Source organism: Vibrio sp. YIC-376 (genome assembly GCF_052353105.1).
Lineage (GTDB): Bacteria > Pseudomonadota > Gammaproteobacteria > Enterobacterales > Vibrionaceae > Vibrio.
In genome coordinates this window covers 419,921-441,599 of the sequence record NZ_JBBWFK010000002.1, presented here as the reverse complement: position 1 = coordinate 441,599, position 21,679 = coordinate 419,921, and the positions used below count along the sequence as shown (strand labels likewise).

The window sequence follows — 21,679 nt, the reverse complement described above, 5'->3', positions numbered from 1 at the left end:
TACTTACCCTTAAGCCATTTGAATTACAGGCTGTCCAATTTCAATTTGTTTGTCATCCTGACCTTGCTCGATCAGTTTAAATTCGTACTCATCACTGTTCATTACGATGAACGGTGTGGTTGTGTCATAACCCGCATTCGCAATGCTTTGCAGATCAAATTTGATTAGTGGATCACCCGCTTTAACTTCTTGGTCGAGTTCAACCAAGCACTCAAAGAACTGGCCTTTAAGTTCTACCGTGTCGAGGCCAACGTGAATCAATACTTCAGCCCCGTTTGCGGATGTCATACCGACTGCATGCTTGGTTTCAATGACGGATGAAATAACAGCATCACATGGCGCGCGCACGATGCCTTCTGTTGGTCTGATTGCAACACCATCACCCAGTAACTTTTGCGAAAAACTTTCGTCGTTTACGGTTTCCAGAGGAATGATCTCTCCTTTTAGCGGGCTAACCAAAGTTGCTGACTTCTTCACAGCAGGCGCTGAGTGAGGCGTTACCGATGAACCATTCTCTTTCTTCTCTTCGACTTCTACAGGGTCTTCAAAGCCAACAAAATAAACCAGAACGGTGGTAACAACGATAGTGACACCTGTACCTAGCAATGCACCTGTAAATGAGCTTGGGTTATCCGGGCTAATTGCGTTTACCACGGTTAGAATTCCTGTCAGCCCTGCATAAGCATAGTAGTAAGTATGGAATAGACTCGCGACTGCTGCACCGATTGCACCGCCAATACAGCCACATATAAATGGCTTCTTAAGTCTTAACGTAACGCCGTAGATTGCAGGTTCTGTAATGCCGAAGAAGCCTGTGATACCTGCAGAGTAAGCCGTTGTTTTCATTCGAGTATTACGAGACTTCAATGCGACAGCGAAAGCCGCAGCCATTTGTGCAACGACAGCGATACCGCAGAATGCTTGAATAGAGTCATAACCAAAGTTTTCGTAGTTTGCCAAGACAATTGGCGTTGTACCCCAGTGAACACCAAAGATAACCAATACTTGCCAAATACCACCGATAACAGCAGCGGCGACAACTGGAGCAACTTCATACAGTGTGTTGTAACCAGTAGCAATAATGCTTGCAACAAAGCTGGTTGCAGGGCCAATTAATACCAGCGTCGCAGGTACCATGATGAGCATGCAAAGTAATGGTGTGAACAGTTCACGAACCACATCAGGTAAGATTCGCTTGATATACTTTTCAACATAACTCAGTGCCCAAACCATGAAGATAGCAGGCAGCACAGATCCGGTATAAACGGTTTTAGCCAGTGGCAAACCCAAGAAAGTGATTAATTCGCCATCAGCAATTCTGGCTGCCATTTCTCCCCAAGAAGGGTTGATTAATGCACATGAACACAGAATCGCAATAAGAGGGTTACAGTTAAAATGTTTTGATGCAGTGATGGCGATAAAGATAGGAAGGAACACGAAAGGCGTCCATGACATAAAGTTCAGAACTTCAAATGCCCCTGTGCCTGCCACGCCTGGTGCAAGGTGATGAGTGAAAATCAAAACACCCTGTAAGATACCTGCTGCTGCAAGAATATAAACAAAAGGTGCGAAAATGGATGACATAGAAGCAATAATAGCGTCCAGTAGTCTCACTTTTTCAGAGCCTTCAGACATTAGTGATGTATCTACTAATGTTGACATTGCTGAGTATACATCTTGGACGTGAGTGCCGATCACGACCTGAAATTGACCGCCACTTATCACAACGGTAATAACGCCAGGCATCTCTTTTATTTTGTCTGCTGCACCTTCAGGTGTCTCTTTTAATACTAAGCGCAGACGGGTAGCACAGCGTGAAAATTTACTTACATTTTCTTGTCCGCCAACTTGCGAAAGAATGTCTTTCGCAAGTTGAGCATAATCTCTGACCGCAGCCATATATCCACCTTTCTCTTTATTATATTTCACGTACTATCTAGTTATTGGAACCGGTTTCCGAAACCGGTTACAGAATAAGTTGGAATCGCTTTTGACATCAACATCGATAAAAAACAATAAAGAAATGGATCACAGAAAGAATCGTTAGAAGATAAAAAAATGCTATTCGGATCTCTTTTTTATGGTGAAGAAAACGCTGAATTCTTATTTTTTGCTCAATAAATAGACGTATTCGGGCTTTGTTAAAAGTCTGAACTCAGTTTTTGATCGCTATCGGCAAATAATAAAAAATTTATCTTTCATAATTGTAACCGGTTTCATTTTGTGTTGTATTGTATGCAAATACATCTAAGGGCCGAGCTTAAGAATGGCAGGTTCTGAATAAATAGATATCTTAACTAATTGAATAATGGTGGAAATGTAATGAGTGATAACGTCTTTCCGAAAGGTTTTTTGTGGGGTGGGGCTACAGCGGCGAACCAATTTGAAGGCGCTTGGGACGTAGATGGTAAAGGCCCAAGTACAAGTGATATGTTCAGTGGTGGAACCCATACTGTTGCACGCCGTATTACTCGCACCATCGAAGAGGGCGTTCATTACCCTTCGCATGAAGCGATAGACTTTTATCACCGATTCAGAGAAGACATCGCACTGTTTGCTGAAATGGGTTTCAAAACATTCCGTTTCTCAATCAACTGGACCCGTATTTTCCCGACTGGCATGGAATCAGAGCCAAATGAAGCGGGTCTGAAGTTCTATGAAGACGTCATTGATGAACTAAAAAAATACGATATCGAACCATTAGTAACGATTTCACACTATGAATTGCCGTTCGGTCTGACCCAAGAATACAATGGTTGGGCAGGACGACAAGTAGTCGATTGTTATACACGTTACGCAGAAACACTATTTAAGCGCTTCAACGGTAAAGTGAAATACTGGTTAACCTTCAACGAAATCAATATCGGTACCATTCCTATTGGTAACTATCTTGGTTTGGGTATCTTAAACGAAGGTACAACGGATTTTATCAATCAGGTAGATAACCCACAGATTCGTTTTCAGGCTCTGCATCACCAGTTCGTTGCAAGTGCAAAAGCCGTAAAACTGGGTCATGAAATCAACCCTGATTTTGAAATTGGTTGTATGATTGCCTTCATGACCACTTACCCATTCACCTGTAATCCAGAAGACGTCATCCTGGCTCAAGAACACGTTAAAATGCACAACTATTTCTGTGGCGATATTCAGGTTCGTGGTAAATATCCATACTACGCAAAACGTTACTTCCAAGAGCATGGTGTGGAAATTGAGTTTGCCGAAGGCGATGCTGAAATACTGGCTGAAGGTACAGTTGATTACTACACCTTTAGTTACTACATGTCTAACTGTGTTTCTGCGAATCCAGATAATGAAACTGGCTCTGGGAACCTAATGGGCGGTGTTAAAAACCCATATTTGCAAGCCTCTGACTGGGGATGGCAAATTGACCCAATTGGTCTGCGTTACACACTGAATGAAATCTACGCTCGTTACGAGATTCCTTTGATGGTGGTTGAAAACGGCTTGGGTGCGTTCGATAAAGTTGAAGAGGATGGCTCAATCAACGATAGCTACCGTATTAATTACCTGAAATCACACATTGAACAAATGGGTGAAGCGATAAAAGACGGCGTTGAACTTTGGGGTTACACACCTTGGGGTTGTATTGACCTGGTAAGTGCCTCAACCGGTGAGATGGAAAAACGCTATGGTTTTATTTATGTAGATAAAGATAACAATGGCGAAGGTACGTTAGATCGTAAGAAGAAAGCCTCTTTCGATTGGTACAAAAACGTCATTGCTACGAATGGTGCAGAGCTTTAATTTGTGCTTAACGCGTTAAAGTAAAAATACTCAGTATAAAAGAGCGCTGCAATTAGCGCTCTTTTGCTTTTTCTAAGTGTTGAGCTTTTCTCCACTGGCTTGGAGGCTTGCCTGTCCATTGTCGAAAATGGCGGCTGAATACCGCTGTCTCTGCATAGCCAAGCTGTAAAGCAATGTCGGTAATGCTCTGAATATTTTCATTAAGTCGACGTTCGGCCAAACTTTGTCTTACCTGCCGTAATAACTGGCTATAACTTTTTCCTCGTTCTTTCAGCCGTATTTGTAGCATTCGCGGATGCATATCCAAGGCTCTTGCTACCCGCTCAACACTACACTCACCAGTGGGTAGTAAACGCCCGATCATATCTATGGCTTGATCGCTAAAATTATTTGGATAACGATTTTTAAGATATTTCAGGTGCTCCTGAAAGTGTCGATCCAAAGCGTCTTCGTCCTGATGATTTTTGGTATCAAGTAGGCTTCTTTTGAGCATGATACCGTTAAACTTTTCACCAAAACGTATTTTGGGCAGGTGCGCGGACCTGTCACTTCGGTTGCCCAAGTTGCCAAATTGGGTAAGGTATAAAGTGAAGCTATTCATATCGATATTGAGTAAGTTCGCCATAAACCTTGCCATTTGCATGACACTCATTTGCATCAGCTGGGTGGTCACTTGCTCACTGTAAGTATCAATACTCAGGGAGAGTTTCATCCATTCATCTTGCGCTGTCATTGCGAACTTAACACCAGAAGATTGCAAATAGAGATAATCATTGGCACGTATCAAAGCTTCTCTCACGGTTTCGGCGCGAGCGACCAGCATAGGTAAGTCACCTAAGGCGTTAAAACCTTGCCGTTGCGCGAGCAGCACCCCAAACAGAGGTTCCTGACAACGTTTTGCCGCGATTTCCAATAGTTCGGCCAGCTTCGAGTTAGCGATATAAGTATCGGGATCGCGGAACTGTGCAGCCGAAAGTCCTGCCTGTTTCATTATCTCTATAGGATTCTGTCCGTGCTCAGAAACTAAACTATCAAATTTGTCTGCTGCACCGCTTCTTACGATATACATATCTCGATCTTGAAATGTTAATGGTTTGTAAATCGCAATATATCAAATTTTATTCGCAAAAGGTCAAGTGAGTGTCAATGAGTTGATCTAAGTTACATTTTGATAACAAAGTGTAGAAGGGAAGCTAAATGGAACTGATAAACAAAACTGCGATCGTCACTGGCGCAGCTGGTGGTATTGGTCAAGCCATCGTTGGAAAACTGCGTGCGCAGGGCGCAAACGTGCTGGCTGTCGATATTTCTAAACAGTCGCTCGAAGTTTATCAAGGTGCAGATGTTAACACATTGAAAACCTTCGTTGCTGACGTAACTGATTATCAGCAAGTTGAAGCCATGGTTAATTACGCCGTCGCGCAGTTTGGCAAGCTGGATATCATGATCAACAACGCGGGCATTGGTTTAGCGAAACCGTTACTAGGCCATGATCCTGTCGCAGATTTCGAGCCCGTTTCTAAGGTAAACCAAAACGGCGTTTACTACGGAATCTTGGCCGCTGGACGCCAGTTCCAGGCACAAGGCACTCCGGGTGTCATCCTGAATACCTCTTCTGTTTACGCAAAAATGGCAGCGGAAATGACGTTTACCTATAACGTGAGCAAAGCCGCCGTTGACATGATGACGAAATGTGCCGCTTTAGAGTTTGCGCCATTAGGTGTTCGCGTTTGTGCCATCGCACCGGGTCGTGTGGATACACCAATGCTACGCCAATATGAAGCGATTGGTCTTTGGGAACACATCCGTAAAGAGCAAATGCGCGATACCTTCACTCAAACAGAAGAAATCGCCAACGTCGTTGCATTTTTGGTCAGCGAAAAAGCCAACTGTATCAACGGCTGTACTGTAAGTGCATCAGACGGTTTCGAGAATTTTAAATACCCATTATTGGGCTAAGACGTGGAAGTCTAATTACAACAAAAGCGAGGAAGCGAGTTATGTCATTACCAGAAGTTATTAATCATCAGGATTTACTGTTAACTCTGAACACAAATGAAGAGTCGATCATCAAAGATGCACTACCGGGTGTTGATGTTTACCCATTGTTTCTAGACCCAGAGAATGGTACTTGGGTTATTCGAGCGAAATTCAAACCAGGTATTACTCTGCCTCAGCACTTCCATACTGGAGTAGTACATTTCTACACGCTAAGCGGTATGTGGCATTACATTGAATACCCAGAGCAAAAGCAAACAGCGGGCAGCTATTTGTATGAGCCAGGCGGTTCTATCCATACGTTCCACTGTCCGGAAGAGTCAGGCGGTGCAGACGGTTTCATGGTGATTCAAGGTGCTAACATCAACTTTGACCAAGACGGTAACTTCATGAATATCATGGACGCGGGTTGGATTGAGCAAGTGGTTATCGCAACGGCGAAAGCTCAAGGCATCACGCCACGTTACATTAAGCCAGGTGCGATTGCAGGTCTGAGCGACGAGCTTGGAGCGTAAATTTATGGCAACAATGAACAGTATCGTAATGAAAGATGGCGGCGTTCACTTGCAACAGGTTGAAGTGCCAAAGCCAGCGGCAGGCCAAGTACTTGTTCGTAGCCTAGCGTGCGGCATTTGTGGTTCTGATTTACACATTGCGCGTCATACGAATGAGGTATTTGATTTTTACCGCAAACTTGGTGTGATGTCAGAAAGCATGGATGACCACACAGAAGTCATGCTTGGTCATGAGTTCTGTGCGGAAGTCGTCGAATATGGTGATGACACTCAACAAGCATTTCCAGTGGGTAGCCGAGTTACTTCGGTTCCGATTCTGCTAAGCCAAAACGGGGCTGGCGTTGGTGTGACACCGGGTATTCATGGTGCATACTCTGAATACTTCTTACTTGATGAAGCGCTTCTTTTGCCTGTTCCTGAGAATGTTCCGTCGGAAGCTGCAGCGTTAGCTGAACCACTAGCAGTAGGTTTGCATGCGGTTAACCGCAGCGATATCCAAGCTGGTGAGACTGCACTTGTTGTAGGTTGTGGTCCAATTGGTCTTGCTGTTATCACAGCGCTTCAACAGCGTGGGGTTAGCAATATTCTGGCGGTCGATATTCAAGATGAGAAGCTGGAACTGGCAAAAGAGTTTGGTGCATCTCGTGTGGTAAACCCGACCAAAGAAGATGAAGTCGCGGTAGGTGCTGAAGTGGCAGCGGGATCACGCCTGGTTATCTTTGAATGTGTGGGTAAACATACGTTGATTGATGACTTTATCCGCCGTGCTCCGGCAGGTGCTCGCATCGTGGTGACTGGTATTCATACTACGCCAACCACCATCAACTACGCTTACGCGACAGTAAAAGAGCTTGATCTGCGTTTCTCATACTACTACCAGCCACATGAGTTTGAGCAATGTCTTCATGCGATTGCGGACGGTAAAGTGCCATGGCAGAAAATGCTGACTGCAAAAGTGGGTATGGATGGTGTTGAAAGTGCATTTAAGCAGTTAATGACACCAAACGACCACATCAAGGTTGTCATTGAACCTTGGCGAAATGGTGAATTACAAGTCGTTTAAATTAGATTGTTTGCATAAGGGTTTTTACCTTAGTCATGCCCCAACACACTGTTGTATTGGGGCTTTTTTATCTTAGTAATTTGGCGCGCTGAGTGATGCCAGAAATTAAGTCAAGGTGTGACTCGGATGTCTCTCGACGATGACGATAAATGCCTACCGTTCCAGGTTTCGGTTCGGTTGCCATGCTTAAACATTGCAGTCCAAATGATTCCAGATAGGGTTGCAAATGGCGGGTGTAAGACATGATTGCGACGCTCTCTTTCAGTACATCGATGCTGGCAAGTAGTGAGTCCACTTCATAAGTCGGTCTGTCATCTAATTGTTGTCTTTCGCGTTCGTTCTGCTTTGGGATTGGATTATCGATAACATGGGCGAATTTCTTTGCATCATAGGTGACAGAAAGAGCAGGGTACTCATGCAGCATCTCTTCCGTTACCGTTTTTCCCAATAGAGGGTGATCAGGAGAAACGAAGAAAGCATCGACTGTTTGAAATAAAGGAATAAAAGTGACGTCACACTTCGAAGATAATCCGACAATTTCATGACCGATAAAGAACTCGATTTGCTCGTTGATTAACGAGTCCATTAATCCCAGATGGTTACCAAATTCTACGTGTGTCGAAGCGGACGGTAGTTTGGCTAGATGTTCATTTAGCGCTTGTTTAACAAATAATGACCACCACGCGTCTCCCGTCCCCATTTTTATTTTCCCGACTTGGTACTGTTTTCGCTCTTCAATGCTTTGCATCATTTGGTTGTATTCGTGTTGCATCGCATTACTGTGACGGTACAGGATGCGGCCGTATTCGGTCAGGACCATTCCGTTAGGATGACGTTCGAACAGTGTTACGCCAAGATTCTCTTCAAGCTTTTTCAAATTACTGGTCACAGTCGGTTGGCTGAGCCCTGCTAACCTTGCGGCGGCACTGATGCTTTGACAGCGAGCAACCAACAAAAATTGCTGCAGTGATTTATCCATATTCTTTTCCCCTCTTTGAGCGCGGTGTATTTTGCACAATTACATAGCCCAATCACAAACTTGGAATTCAATTTTGTAGGAAAAATCTGTATTTCATAGATCCAAATCACCGTTGGGGTTTGAGATATAGATGTCATCTATAGCTCAGCGTCTGTTACCTATTTTTCTCTTAAGAATGCGTTCCTTAGACTAACGCCCAAAATAACAATCTAAGGAATGAACATGAAACCGAGCTTTATTGCGCTTGCTGTCGCGTCTTGTATTGGTCTGGCTGGATGTGGATCTGATTCGTCAGACGTGACTGACTCTGTCGACAAACCTATTATCTCTTCGGACTTGTATTTACGAGGACTGAACGGGGATTGGGGCACGGCTGAACATGCCAAGCTAAACTATTTGGGTAACAATGAGTACGAGACCGTACTTCGCGTCGCTCGAGGAAGTAATCAGTTCAAGATTGCCGATCCGGGGTGGCAGATCCAATACACCTATTTTGAGGAACCCGCGGCGTTTGATGAAGCTCAGGACTACCTACCAAAACCCGACACTAATGAAACGTGCATGAACGATGACTGTAACTCGGAGATCACGTTCGAAGACAAAGGGTACTACAAGTTTTCCGTAAGCTTTGCCGATGAAAGTCGCGCGACAATGACAGTGACAAAAGCAACGCAAGAAGAAGCTGAAAAATACTACTCAGATGCCATTCTGGACCCAGCAATGGTGCATGAGGGGCATCTGAGTAAAGAGGTAAAACTGTTTTCTAACTATGATGACTCCAGCGACACCGTTACTTTCTCTGTGAAGGACCCTAGCGCAGAGGCTCGTGAGTTTGGTATCTCGACAACCACTGAACTACGTGATGCGCTAGACCAAGGCGTTGTGGTGAATGAACAATCAGGCCCGCGAGTGGTGTCGGGTGATGTTGCATTTGATGCGCTGTTTGCATTGACGATGAAAGAACTGGATCAGCTTGCAGTATCTGAGATCAAAGACGGCAATTACAACTACAACAACCCGATTAAAGCGGAAGTATTTGAGACGGGCGCGAAGTGGCATTACGTTTGGACGCGTGATTTAGCGTATGCTGCTGATCTTTCGCTTGCTCTGATGAATCCGACTCGTGTGCAAAATGGCCTGAACTTTAAGCTGTCCGTTTTCCGTGATACCACGGAACAACAGTATGATGGCGAACAAATTGTACAGGATACAGGTACAGGTGGCAGTTGGCCGATCAGCACTGACCGAACAACGTGGGCGCTTGGTGCTGAACGACTACTTTCGGCACTGGACGGAGAAGAATACAACCAGTTCGCAGAACGTGCTTACAAAGCAGTCAGCAATACCCTGGAAGCGGATCGTCTTGCAGCTTTTGACGGGAAATCAGGACTTTACACGGGTGAACAATCCTTCCTTGATTGGCGTGAGCAAACTTACTCGACCTGGACACCAGATGATGTGAATGCCATAGGCAGCAGTAAGGCACTATCAACTAACGTGGTTCATTACCGTGCATTACAGCTCGCGGCGAAACTGGCTGAGGAATACGATTCTACCAATGCGGTGAAATACAGTGAGTGGGCAGAACAGCTGAAAGTCGCCATTAATCAACAGTTCTGGAATGCTGATCGTGGTATGTATGTGAGTTACCTGTTTGACAACGGTAAAGACATTGCAATCGATAAATATGACATGTTGGGTGAGGCGCTTGCGATCATCAGCGGTATCGCGACAGACGTGCAAGCAAAACAGATCATGGCGAATTACCCACACAGTGAGTTTGGTGTGCCTGTTTATTTCCCTCAACAGCCGGATGTGGCCGTCTATCATAACCGAGCAATCTGGCCTTTCGTGACAGCGTATAGCTTGCGTGCCGCACATCAAACACAAAATGTTGCAGCGGCGAACAATGCGATTCAATCTCTGGTTCGAGGAACCGCTACCAACTTGTCGAACATGGAAAACTTGGAGTGGTTATCGGGCAAATCTTTCATTATTCACAGTGATCATGGTGCAGATCCAAGTCTTGACGGTCCTGTCATTAACTCTCAGCGTCAACTGTGGTCTGTGGGTGGTTACCTGAACATGGTGGTGGAAACGATTTTTGGTATCCATACCGAGACGGGTCAGCTTGAAGTAAAACCTTTTATCACAAGCTGGGTACGCAATAACTTACTGGCTCAGTCTGACCAAATCACGTTGGAAAATTTCGAATTCAAAGGGAAAACGTACTCGGTGACGGTTGAACTACCAGAAGTCAGCGAAGACGAGACAGGGTATTACCCAGTTGAAAATGTCACTTTAGATCAAGATGGACACTACCGCGTTATATTAGGTGGGTTGGTCAATGTTGATAGCGAGATCAACGTCGTGTCGGGAGTTGCTCCATATGCCAGCGAAGATAGCAGTGTTTATTCACCTCAAGAGCCAACGTTGGTGGTGACGACCTCAGACAATTCCGTCAACATTGATGTAAGCAGCAAGTACAACGTCAACTTATATCGTAATGGCGAGTTGATTCAATCAAATGTAGCTGCTCAATCCTACACAGACATGCTACAAGGATTTGCTTGTTACTTGGCAGAAAGCATCAACGAAAAGGGCTTCCGCTCAAACCCAAGTCAGCCTGTTTGTGTGGGTGAAGAGATTCGAGTCAAGCTGGAAGGGGATTATCAGCCTCTTAAAGACGATGTGTCAGTTATCACCGTAAACAAAGACAGCGGCACAGTGAATGGATTGGAGTCATTCACAGTACCATCAAGTGGCACTTACCAATTTGATGCTTGGTATAACAATAATCTGGGCCAGCTCAACACGGGGATCACTAATACGGTGAAGTTGTTAGAGGTGATGGACGATTCAGGCAATGTCGTTGGTCAAGGTTACTTACAGATGGGACATATTGGTGAAAACCAAGGCATGCGTTACTCAACTCCAGTTGAAATCGCGCTTGAACAAGGTATGACTTATCAGATTGCTCTGAAGGATCATTTCAATATGAGCTATCTCAAGTCGAATGAAACCTACATCTATGCTGGTGGTATTGAAGGTGAGAAGAACGAAGCGCAAATCGCGGATATTCGAATCACGCCTGTGAAATAACTTTTTAGGTTAGATAAAAACAAAGCCGCTGAGATGATCAGCGGCTTTGTCGTCTTTAAATCGAACTGACTAGTAGCTTACTTAGGCTTAATTCATCGGTTGCGGACGAGCCTGACGACGTTGTCCTGATGGTTTATTGCCTGCTGGTTTTGCATTAGTCGGTTTGCGGTTACCCGATGGTTTGCCAGCATTACCGTTTTTATTACCGTTTGGTTTGCTGCCACTTGGTTTACTGTTTGCACGACCCTGGCCTTCGCGGCTGCCTTTAGGCTTGCCTGTTCCACCTTGGTTTGAGCCACTATTGTTAGCGTTGAAGCGGCGTTTAGGTTTACCAGCACCAGTGGATGCCTTTTTCTCTGTAGGCTGAGCGTTATCACCTTCTGCTTTTGGTTTCTTAGGCTTCTTCGGCTTTTTAGCTTTAATCGGACGTGTATCTAATTTTGACTCCGGAACAACATTCGTTGGCGCGTAGCCTTGCAGTTCCTTACGTGGGAGTAGTTCTTGGATTAGACGCTCAATTGCAAAAAGCTCCGGTGCTTCAAGAGCACATACCAAAGAGATCGCTTTGCCCACTTCGCCCGCACGGCCAGTACGACCGATGCGGTGTACATAGTCTTCAGCAACTTTTGGTAATTCAAAGTTCACCACCTGAGGGAGCTGAGGGATATCAATACCGCGAGCTGCGATGTCGGTCGCAACCAACACTCGAATCTCACCCGATTTAAAATCAGCCAGTGCTTTGGTACGCGCTCCCTGGCTTTTGTTGCCGTGGATAGCGGCTGCTGGCAGATCTTGGTCGATTAGGAACTTCGCCAAGCGGTTTGCGCCGTGTTTAGTGCGTGTGAACACTAATACTTGCTTCCAGTCACCGTCTTTAATTAGTTTGACCAGCATCGGTGCTTTCTTTTTAACATCCGCTGGGTAAATGGATTGTTCAACGGTTCTTGCCGTAGAGTTTGCCGGATTAACAGAAATCTCTACAGGGCTGTTGACCAAGCCTTTCGCAAGATCACGAATCTCATCAGAAAAAGTGGCTGAGAACAGTAGGTTCTGACGCTGTTTTGGCAGCAAATTAAGGATCTTACGAATGTCGCGGATAAAGCCCATATCCAGCATACGGTCTGCTTCATCTAACACTAACACTTCAAGCTGATCAAATTTAACTGCATTCTGATTGTAAAGGTCCATCAGGCGGCCCGGTGTCGCCACCAACACATCCGCTCCTTTACGCAGGCGCAGCATTTGAGGGTTGATCTTCACACCGCCGAACACTACTGCGCTCGTAAGCGGAAGATGGCGGCCGTACATGAAGACGTTTTCCTGTACCTGAGCGGCAAGCTCACGAGTTGGCGTAAGGATCAGCGCACGAATGTGATTACTACGAACGCGAGGTCCGCTCGACAAACTCTCTAGGATTGGCAGAGTAAAGCCTGCTGTTTTACCTGTACCGGTCTGTGCTGCCGCCATGACATCTTTCCCTTCCAATATTGCCGGAATTGCCTGAGCCTGAATTGGAGAAGGAGTATCGTAGCCTTTTTCCTGAATTGCTTTAAGGATTGGAGCAGATAGACCTAACGAGGTAAAACCCATATGTATGATTCTCAATTGTCGAGTTGGATAAAAACGCGTCGAAATTATATTCGGTGCGAAAAGTGCGACATTCTGAGGCTTTTGTACTCTATCTTCAACTAATTCCGCATTTGATCTTCATCTCATTTTGTACACTGGAGTCTAAATTGACCTTTACCTCAACTTAGCTTGAGGTTCTAGAGTGTTTAGTAACCATATGAAAGCGAGAAGGAAAAGGTAATGAAAAGTTATGTTGAACACGCCAATATCTCTGTTGTGGATGCTCAAAAGACCATTGAGTTTTTGATGGCTGCAATCCCAGAGTGGAAAGTACGCGGTGGCGGAAAAGTTGAGAATTGGTTTGGTCGATCTATTGAATGGTTTCACGTTGGCGATGACCATTCCTATATTGCGATATCTTCCGGAGGAAAGGGCGATGCGAATCATTGGACATCGCAATTTACGGGCGTCAAACATGTTGGGATTGTAATTCCCGATGTAGAAGCACTTATTGAACGACTAGGTAAGGCAGGTTACGAGCTGGATCATCGCGGTGATGAGCACCCGTTCAGAAAAAATGTCTATTATATGGAAGATCACGGTATGCAGTTTGAGTTCATAGAGTACTTCTCAGATATCGTTAGTGAGCGTAATGACTATTCTTACTAACGGATATGTAGCGTCGGAGCAGGAATCACATCTTGCTCTTTTTTAAGTTAAGCGCGTTTAGGATGTTCCAGAAACGCACTGGTCAGTTGTTGAAATAGGGTGTCGACGGATGGTTTCTCGGAGATGTGTTCGAATAGTGGTGTGTGGACATCACCTCGAATATCATCGCTGTGACCACAAAGTTGATTGCACAGTCGTACTGGTTCAACGATCTTGTCGACATCAGCGTCAATCAGGATACAAGCTTGGGATAATACGACTTTGCCGCCGCCTTTTTTAAGTAATACGCGTTGTGCGGTACCCACCACCTTTTGCCCGGCAATATTTAAGTTGTACTCGCCATCACAGTATGAAAATGGGGTGGCGTGCACATCGACCATAACGCCCAGTTGTTCGAAGAAAACGATTAATATGGCACATAAATCCAGATAGGCTTTTTTGATGTCGTACGGCTGATCATCCGGCCAGTGATAGATATGAGAAAGATTAATAATACCGGGTACCTGCGGAACGGGAGCGCCGCCGGTTTTGCGTGAGAATAACTTCCAGCCGGATTCGTCCAGCGCATATTTCAGCTCTTCTGATGCTGGCCACTTATTTCCTGCTGGAAGGACGAGGGTCGGGCTTTTGACTTGCCAAAGTAGCAGCACTTGCGACAGTTGGTTGGATTGAACCTGAGCGACCAGTGAATCTTCTTTATCAAAGACATCAGATACTTCCGTTGCGATATAACGGATCAGTTTATTCTTAGAAGCCAAATTTTATCCCTCGATTTTTACCATCACACTTTTTATCGCAGATATTCAGAGATTACTACTTACCGGTTCACTGTTTGAGGTATCTATCTCTTTGAGGACAAAGAAAAGCCATCCTTATGTTCAGAGTTTGAGTCGAAGTGTCAAAGCAGGCTGCTAGAGCCTGCCTTGTTTTCGAGAGAAGTGAAATATCGCTCTTTTGTTGGACTAGTTTATGTCCGCGGTTGCTATGGCGATTAAGTCGGTAAATGATAATGAGAACGGCCGGTCTGTATTGAGTGCTCTGGCCGGGAACTCTAAGCTTAATTCGGCGTGTTCAGGAGCCTTGGTAATGAGCTGCGTGACGAATTTTCGGGTTTCTCCCGGTGCTATAGATAAACGTTTACCTCCTTGGGAAGAAAGCTCTGCGATCCCTATGGTTGGCAGACTGTTACCATCACTATCCTCAACACTGAGCAGTGATTCAGGTCTATACAAAAGGTTTCCGCTTTCATTACGATAAGCGCTAAATGTGTTGAACTGAGGTTCCAGTTCGCCTTCGGATCCGATGTTTGTTACAGAGAAAGTTACGTTGGAGCCGTCAAAGTCTTCAACTTTCACCAGAACGTTGTCGCCTTGATAGCTGGCAGCGGCAACTGCGCCTTCTTCACGTTGTTGTCGGTCATTGTTAGACTGATTCGATTCGTTTGGTTTTTCGTCTGACTGTGACTGTTTGTTCGCCAAGGCGTAAGATTGGTCAGCCATCTCTATTAGCGCAGGTATGGAGTAAAGGGTGAGGCCTTCCAAATGGTCAAAATCTATTTTCGCGTATTGGGTCAGTTCGTGACTTGAAAACTGACAATAGCCATCGACAAGGCTGATAAATGCCAGTTCAAATGTCCCTTTCAATCGTTCAGCTTCTTTCGCTGCCTGCGCTAAATTCGCTCTAAGTCTTTCGATGTCTTTTAGCGTTCGATTTGGGTAGCGGGTATTTGGTGAAACGTAGTTGGCAACTGACACCAGTTCTTCGGTTACAAACGGATTCTTTTTTGTCGGAACTACGGTCGTAATACGATTAGATTTAGTGATGTCTTCACCGAGAAGAACCAACATTTTTTGTGAGACTGCGGTTCGGTTGGTCGCCAGTATATTGATGCAATTTGGCGGTGATGCAGCGTATGCGAAGTAAGCGGGAAAGTAGAAAAATAGGACGGACAAGCCGACAATGACAAGCCCTTTTAGTCTTCGAGTTTTCATCCTGATAACCCCTCTGTCTCTTAGTGCGAACGGCTGACATAAATCCCCCAATCAGCCTGATTGGTATCGCGACTTTCAGAATGGTTGTGATCAACTCTTAGTAGCAGGTTATCTCGTTTTAGTTACTTCCAGATACTTCCTCGACACTTTGAATTACTCTATGTCACCACTTGCGAAAGTGCCTGAAATAGAGAGCAATAATGCTACAAAGTTGATGCCTTTTTCTGAAAGATAGACGTTACTTTTCTAACCATCAATATGTAATTGAGAGCATTAATTGTGTCGCATATCGAGGCCTAAGAAAAACAGGCACTTACTGTAGAAAGTTGATTTGAAGGAAAAAATTTATTTTTATGGGAACTTTTTGTGGCACGCCGCCTTCCCGACAAAGAACCTAAAGGTAACTTGGATGAACTATTCTCGAAGGTCGCGTGCCAGATAAGTATAACTTCTTCTAAATATTGGTCAGGACGTCAGCTAAGCGAGTCACAGCAACCGTCAACTCTTCGGGTGTTGCGTTTGTAAAATTAAGACGTAGCGCCGCTTTTACTTCCGAATTTTCTGGATAGAACACTGGACTGGGAACGACAGCCACGCCATTTGCCAGCAGTGATTTTGCGAGTTCGAAAGTATTGCACTCCGGAATTTCCACCCAGACAAACATGCCACCATTGACGGGTTTCAGTACGCAGCCATTCGGAAGCTGTTGATGCAATTTAGTGTACATCACGTCATAGCGAGATTTGTACAACTCACAGATTTTTGAAATGTGTAATTCGAAGTTGTCATGTTGCAATAGTCCGAGCAGCAGAGCTTGCATTGGAACGCTTGAATGTAAATCAGCACCTTGTTTGATTTTGACGAGTGGCTCTAAATAACTTTTCTTACCAGTTACAACGCCGATACGTAAACCTGGCGCTGCAATTTTTGAAAATGAGTGTAGCACGATGGAATGTTGAGGGCAGAAATCAGAAACCATTGGCAGAGCTTCACCAGAGAAGCGCAACTCGCGGTAAGGCGCATCTTCAATAAACGCGACGTTGTATTTTATACATAGCTCTGCAACTTTTTGACGTGTTTCCAATGCCCAGCAAACACCAGTGGGGTTATGAAAATCCGGAACCGCGTAAAACATTTTCGGTTTTTGCTCAGTAAAACAGCATTCCAGCTCTTCGAGGTTAGGGCCAAATTCGGTTTGTGAAACGGTAACAATATTGGCTTGCACTAAACCAAATACCTGCATCGCACCAAGGTAGCTTGGTGCTTCCATTACCACTTTGTCGTCTGGATTGATATAAGCACGGGCAATCAAATCCAGACCTTGCTGAGAGCCTGTTGTGATCATGGCAAGGTGAGATTCTGGCAATTGATAGTAATTGGTCAGAAAGCTAAGCAATGGGGCATAGCCTGCAGTCGAACCGTATTGAAAGACCTCCGGCATATTTGCGAGATTTTCCAAAGTCGTCTTCATCAGGTCGATAGGGAAAGTTTTCTCATCAGGTAAACCGCCGGCCAGAGAGATGACATTTTTATCGCTGGCTGCAGCGAGAATTTCTCGAATATAGGAAGATTTTATTTGTTGTAATGATTGTGCGATTTCCATGTGCTGTGTTTTCTCGTTTTATTGTTGTGGCTCAAATAGTACATGGGAATTGATAAGTGAAGTGTGTCCATTTATGCTGTTCAACATGTCCATTTATGCTTTATCAGCGCATTAGTTTAGCCAGTGAGTCATCAACAAATTTCTCGAATCAACGATGTGTTGTTTTACATACATCAAGATATAAGCAGAGAGTTATCTGCTACACAGCTTTCTGATGTAGCAGCCTACTCTGAACAACATTTTCATCGTGTGTTTAAACAAGTGGTCGGTGAGTCCATTCATCAATATATCCGCCGTACGCGCATGGAATATGCCGCCAATCAGTTGATGTTTGACACAAAGTCGTCGGTATTGGAGATTGCCAATAAGTGCGGTTTTAGCTCCGTCTCTTCATTCAGTCGGGCATTTAAGACAACGTTTGATATGTCTCCGGGTGCTTGGCGAAAGCACGATCTAAAAGTGGCGGATAAACCGTATCTCAAAGATCCAGAAGTGGCCGCAGGTTATGATCGAGTTGCCACGCGCGCATTACCAGCACCAAAAATTATGGAAGTCCCACAACGTTTTGCTGCTTATGTCCGGCATGAAGGGTATAACCGCTCAATCCGAAATGCCTGGTTAGTTTTAAAGGCGTGGGCGGAATCGGAAAAACGGGATTTTTCTGTTCAGTATGGCTTGCATCACTCTAATCCCGCCTGGGTTGAGCTGGACAAATGTCGTTATGTCGCCTGTTTGGCGATAGACAATCCACTTAAAGTACGTGGGGTGGTGAATCAGTTAGTCATCCCTGGTGGATTGCATGCGGTATTTCATCTCGAGGGAGAGTACGGGGAGTTATTGCCACAAATAAGTCAGATAATGGAATTGTGGTTACCCACTTCTGGCTTTAAGCTGCGATCAACGCCTGCTTATGTCCACTACCATAAAAATCACTTCCTAAATCAGGAAGAGCAGTTTGAACTGGATTTTTATCTACCGATCAGTTTTTTTTGAAGTTCATTGCCAACAACGTATTAAATAGCAGGGTCTCAAAGACCCTGCATGTCGATAGTCGTTAGAAGTCGGCGATGGTATCTGTACCAACCGAAACGCTTAAACCACTGGCTGAATCGTAGATACTGAAGGTCTCGCCTTCGACTAAGCCATCTTCCGAATCATCATTGGCAGTGCAGGTGTACCCGATGGAGTAGGTACCAGGTTCAACAAAGCCAAATTCATACATGTAATCCGTATTATTATCGGCAAGTACAACGTTAGATGCAGCGATTGGTTCAGCAAGCCCTTCTACGCCCGCAAATGGTCCCATGTCTTGTTCGGCAACATCGCCCTCATATAAGTACACGGCTTGAACATAACCATTTCCAGTCACGGTATCGTTAACGCAGCTCTGATAAGTCGTTGACGAGATTTCACCCTGAATTTCGCCTGTGGTCACCGTGTTAATCAAAGTCACGGAGGTACGTTGAATGCTGTAACCTTCGTTTTGACCGGTGCCATCTTTTAGCCCTCGACGTAGATCAAATTCAACGACGTATTCGTTGTTGTCCGGGTTAACCGCAAACGTATTGTTGAAGAAAAGCACCCCGACGTTGTCTTCTTTACCTACCCCTTGTGGACAAGCCCCATCCCCTTTAACTGTGAGAGGGATTTGGTTAAGCGTCAATTCATCAACGACATAAGATGGGTAATCTGGGTGGTTTCCGTCATTGGCAAAAACACAAAGCTTGTAATTACCGGTAGGGATTAGCTCTTCATCAATGAGATCGTGTACATCGCTGCCTTGTACATTTAGCAAATCCACGCTGAGTGGAATTGGGTCTTCGCCTTCAAGAAGCAGGTCACCATTCTCATCCACATAATTCCCTTCTCCGTCGGTTTTGTAGACCTCAAAAATTTGGGGTGTTTCATCATCGATAGATAAGAAGGCAACTTTGCTAAATGTCACGACCACTTCTGATACGCCGTCAATGGGAGCATCGGATACTGAAAGTGTCACGGGTGTTGTTGTGCTAACGGAATCGCTGTCTGAATTACAGCCGAAAAGTGCCATGACCACTGCAGCACTCATTAAGCTGAATTTAATGGTTTTCATTGGATGTACCTTTTGGTTGGAATTCTATTAAATGTAGTTGAAGGTGACTAAATATTAATCAAAGAAGGGCATATTGTTGTTTTCAGTGGTTACGTAAAAGTGTGCTCAATTCGACGCTATCTTTGGCAATGTAATGCTATGTTTATTAGTGCGCTGCTTAAAAAGTGAGCAAGACATATACATCAACAGTCCATCAAGAGGTTTATATGTTAGGTGAAAATCACTCATTAACTCATGAATTCCCAGAACATTTGGATACTATCGCTCAGCTTTCTGAACTCGATATGTCCTTTGCTGAAAACGTTAGAAACTACAACGCATTAGATAAAGAAATTCGCGTTTTGGAACTGCGAGGAAACCCTATCGATGATCAGGCCATGAATGTGCTGAAACATAATCGTGCCGAGCTGAAAGATTGGCTACATTCCAGAATTATGGGGGCGTAACCGATTAATGAGTATCGGCTCGTATGTTGGAATACGAGCCGTTTTTTTCTTGCAGGGAGTTAATTGACGAGCAAGTGTCCTGTCTTAACCCAAATCACCGTTTCTTCTTCAACATAAGGAAAGTGTTCACTCATATGTGGATTACGCAACCATGTGTGTTTTGGGTAACTTCCGAATTCATCTTTAAACTCGCCAGACAAAACAAAAATTTCTTCACCGCCAAAGTGTCGGTGTGGCTGAAAGCGCTCTCCTTTTGGCCACTTTACTAACGCCACATGTTCATGTTCAAACTCATGAAGAGGCATGACTTGTAATCCTCCTAAACCCGGAAGCCACTCAGCAGTATTGATATTGGTACGCACTGTAGTGAGGTCCTGAGGATCAAATTGATTGAGTTTCACCAGAATCACACAACCTTCCTCGCTAAAGGGAGCATGATGACTTCCCGGCGGGTTGCGGATATAAGTGCCCGCTGGATAGTTACCGTTTTCATCGGAAAATACGCCTTCGAGTACCAAGATCTCTTCACCGACAGGGTGATGATGGGTAGCAAAACGTGATCCAGCTTCATATTTTACAATACTGGTCGTGTGTCCGGATTCTTTCGCTTCACGCTCTAGCGGCTTACGCCAAACGCCTGAGGCGGGGCTTGCGACCCATTCTTGCTGAGCTGTGTTAATGACAACTCGCTGAGAAAAATTCATATTCAACATACTGAAATCCCGAGACCTATTTTGAGATGAACGTTAATTGATTGTACGTGCAACGCTCAACCTTGGGTTAATACTCTGGCAACGAGTGTATGAAATTTTCTTGAAAAAGGGAGCGAAAAAGTCGCAATGAGTTGGCTGAGGCGGGAAAATATTGGCTATTTGTATCGGTTTGCTCACATCTCGCACCCAGAATTTATCTATAGTTTTATTAGCAACGCAAAGGCGTGCTAGAACGAGAAGCTGAAGAGGGTACAAAAATAAGCGCTTAAGCGCAGTTTGTATCCTCTGTAATTAAGGACCACCAAGATGAAACATGACAAAGTAGCCATTGTCACGGGTGCCGCTCGCGGTATTGGACGAGCGATTTGTGAGCAACTATTGGAAGATGGCTTTTATGTCATCGGGTTAGATATCTCCCCGGTTGAGTGGGGAGTATCGTCACAACTCTCAAGTTATCAAGTTAACCTGTGTGACTCCAAAGGAGTCAATGAAGTAGTCGATAGTATTATTAAGCAACACCATCGCATCGATGTATTGGTTAACAACGCTGGTATCACGAGAGATGCTTTACTTCAGGATATGCTGGAGAAAGATTGGGACAGTGTGATTGACGTAAACCTTAAAGCAGTATTTTTGCTTACTCAAAGCGTCGCACCTGTAATGTTAAATCAAGGCTCCGGAAGTATCGTGAATATCTCTTCCATTGTCGGCACTGACGGGAATATCGGTCAGAGTAACTATGCGGCAAGTAAAGGTGGAGTGATATCAATGAGCAAAGGATGGGCGAAAGAGCTTGCCCGAAAAGGGGCGCAGATACGTGTTAACTGTGTCGCTCCTGGATTCATTGTTACCGATATGACCAAAAATCTACCTGAAAAAGTGATAAAAATGATGGAAGGAAAAACACCATTAGGACGCATGGGCTCAGTTCGAGACATCGCAAATGGCGTTGCCTTTTTAGCATCTGATAAGAGTGAATTCATTACAGGGCAAGTCCTGAAAATAGATGGTGGTTTAGTCTTATAGCTAATATATGTCGCCCCTATCTCGGGGGCGACTTTCTTACTACCAAACTGTCTTTTCCATTTTTATTTCTTATATCGCGAAAGAAACTCCCATAACGAAAGGTTCTAATCAAATTGGTGCGGGGGGCTTTTATTTGATGATTACGACC

General features: G+C 44.7%; 18 protein-coding genes. 9 read left to right on the top strand and 9 right to left on the bottom strand.

All coding sequences use genetic code 11. From position 1 onward, the window contains the following. Positions 1-9: 9 nt before the first annotated feature. Complete coding sequence (locus tag WJM94_RS06245) at positions 10-1,899, bottom strand: beta-glucoside-specific PTS transporter subunit IIABC (protein WP_444493374.1); 1,890 nt, start codon at positions 1,897-1,899, stop codon at positions 10-12. A 423-nt stretch (positions 1,900-2,322) separates the two neighbouring features. Here WJM94_RS06245 and WJM94_RS06240 point away from each other — a divergent pair, with 423 nt between their 5' ends. Beyond that, the gene (locus WJM94_RS06240; protein WP_444493373.1) at positions 2,323-3,765 is read left to right on the top strand and encodes a glycoside hydrolase family 1 protein; all 1,443 of its coding nucleotides are present in this window, start codon (positions 2,323-2,325) and stop codon (positions 3,763-3,765) included. Positions 3,766-3,817: 52 nt separating this feature from the next. Here WJM94_RS06240 and WJM94_RS06235 read toward each other — a convergent pair whose 3' ends face one another. Beyond that, positions 3,818-4,834: an AraC family transcriptional regulator ligand-binding domain-containing protein gene (locus WJM94_RS06235; protein ID WP_444493372.1), complete on the bottom strand. Its 1,017-nt coding sequence runs from the start codon at positions 4,832-4,834 to the stop codon at positions 3,818-3,820. Between the two features lie 128 nt (positions 4,835-4,962). On the opposite strand from WJM94_RS06235, the gene WJM94_RS06230 reads away from it, so the two are divergent. From WJM94_RS06230 to WJM94_RS06220, 3 genes are read left to right on the top strand one after another with little or no spacing between them, the layout of a single operon-like run. Beyond that, positions 4,963-5,724 carry an SDR family NAD(P)-dependent oxidoreductase gene (locus tag WJM94_RS06230; protein ID WP_444493371.1) on the top strand — a complete coding sequence of 254 codons (762 nt, stop codon included), beginning with the start codon at positions 4,963-4,965 and terminating at the stop codon, positions 5,722-5,724. Between the two features lie 41 nt (positions 5,725-5,765). Beyond that, entirely contained in the window at positions 5,766-6,278 is a 513-nt protein-coding gene (locus WJM94_RS06225) for a 2,4'-dihydroxyacetophenone dioxygenase family protein (RefSeq protein WP_444493370.1), read from the top strand. Between the two features lie 4 nt (positions 6,279-6,282). Next, positions 6,283-7,341, top strand: coding sequence for a zinc-binding dehydrogenase (locus WJM94_RS06220; protein ID WP_444493369.1), 1,059 nt, complete (start codon positions 6,283-6,285; stop codon positions 7,339-7,341). Between the two features lie 67 nt (positions 7,342-7,408). Here WJM94_RS06220 and WJM94_RS06215 read toward each other — a convergent pair whose 3' ends face one another. After that, positions 7,409-8,320: a LysR family transcriptional regulator gene (locus WJM94_RS06215; protein WP_444493368.1), complete on the bottom strand. Its 912-nt coding sequence runs from the start codon at positions 8,318-8,320 to the stop codon at positions 7,409-7,411. Positions 8,321-8,542: 222 nt separating this feature from the next. Here WJM94_RS06215 and WJM94_RS06210 point away from each other — a divergent pair, with 222 nt between their 5' ends. Continuing rightward, on the top strand, positions 8,543-11,422 hold the full coding sequence (locus tag WJM94_RS06210; RefSeq protein WP_444493367.1) for an MGH1-like glycoside hydrolase domain-containing protein: 2,880 nt from the start codon (positions 8,543-8,545) through the stop codon (positions 11,420-11,422). An 87-nt stretch (positions 11,423-11,509) separates the two neighbouring features. Here the strand turns inward: WJM94_RS06210 and WJM94_RS06205 are convergent, their stop codons facing one another. Continuing rightward, positions 11,510-13,012 carry a DEAD/DEAH box helicase gene (locus WJM94_RS06205; protein WP_444493366.1) on the bottom strand — a complete coding sequence of 501 codons (1,503 nt, stop codon included), beginning with the start codon at positions 13,010-13,012 and terminating at the stop codon, positions 11,510-11,512. A gap of 219 nt (positions 13,013-13,231) precedes the next feature. Between WJM94_RS06205 and WJM94_RS06200 the strand changes: the two genes are divergently transcribed. Next, positions 13,232-13,660: a VOC family protein gene (locus tag WJM94_RS06200; protein WP_444493365.1), complete on the top strand. Its 429-nt coding sequence runs from the start codon at positions 13,232-13,234 to the stop codon at positions 13,658-13,660. A gap of 47 nt (positions 13,661-13,707) precedes the next feature. Here the strand turns inward: WJM94_RS06200 and WJM94_RS06195 are convergent, their stop codons facing one another. The 3 genes from WJM94_RS06195 to WJM94_RS06185 form a co-directional block, all read right to left on the bottom strand. Beyond that, complete coding sequence (locus WJM94_RS06195) at positions 13,708-14,418, bottom strand: lipoate--protein ligase family protein (RefSeq protein ID WP_444493364.1); 711 nt, start codon at positions 14,416-14,418, stop codon at positions 13,708-13,710. 204 nt (positions 14,419-14,622) lie between these two features. Continuing rightward, entirely contained in the window at positions 14,623-15,651 is a 1,029-nt protein-coding gene (locus tag WJM94_RS06190) for a hypothetical protein (RefSeq protein WP_444493363.1), read from the bottom strand. Positions 15,652-16,105: 454 nt separating this feature from the next. Beyond that, on the bottom strand, positions 16,106-17,254 hold the full coding sequence (locus WJM94_RS06185; RefSeq protein ID WP_444493362.1) for an aminotransferase-like domain-containing protein: 1,149 nt from the start codon (positions 17,252-17,254) through the stop codon (positions 16,106-16,108). A 123-nt stretch (positions 17,255-17,377) separates the two neighbouring features. On the opposite strand from WJM94_RS06185, the gene WJM94_RS06180 reads away from it, so the two are divergent. Then, positions 17,378-18,247 carry an AraC family transcriptional regulator gene (locus WJM94_RS06180; RefSeq protein WP_444493361.1) on the top strand — a complete coding sequence of 290 codons (870 nt, stop codon included), beginning with the start codon at positions 17,378-17,380 and terminating at the stop codon, positions 18,245-18,247. Positions 18,248-18,308: 61 nt separating this feature from the next. Here WJM94_RS06180 and WJM94_RS06175 read toward each other — a convergent pair whose 3' ends face one another. After that, entirely contained in the window at positions 18,309-19,346 is a 1,038-nt protein-coding gene (locus WJM94_RS06175; protein WP_444493360.1) for a DUF4382 domain-containing protein, read from the bottom strand. Positions 19,347-19,552: 206 nt separating this feature from the next. Between WJM94_RS06175 and WJM94_RS06170 the strand changes: the two genes are divergently transcribed. Next, on the top strand, positions 19,553-19,792 hold the full coding sequence (locus WJM94_RS06170) for a YdcH family protein (protein ID WP_444493359.1): 240 nt from the start codon (positions 19,553-19,555) through the stop codon (positions 19,790-19,792). Between the two features lie 59 nt (positions 19,793-19,851). Here WJM94_RS06170 and WJM94_RS06165 read toward each other — a convergent pair whose 3' ends face one another. Beyond that, positions 19,852-20,505, bottom strand: coding sequence for a cupin domain-containing protein (locus WJM94_RS06165; RefSeq protein WP_444493358.1), 654 nt, complete (start codon positions 20,503-20,505; stop codon positions 19,852-19,854). A 306-nt stretch (positions 20,506-20,811) separates the two neighbouring features. Here WJM94_RS06165 and WJM94_RS06160 point away from each other — a divergent pair, with 306 nt between their 5' ends. Continuing rightward, positions 20,812-21,531, top strand: a complete 720-nt coding sequence (locus WJM94_RS06160) for a beta-ketoacyl-ACP reductase (protein WP_444493357.1) — start codon at positions 20,812-20,814, stop codon at positions 21,529-21,531. Positions 21,532-21,679 lie beyond the last annotated feature (148 nt).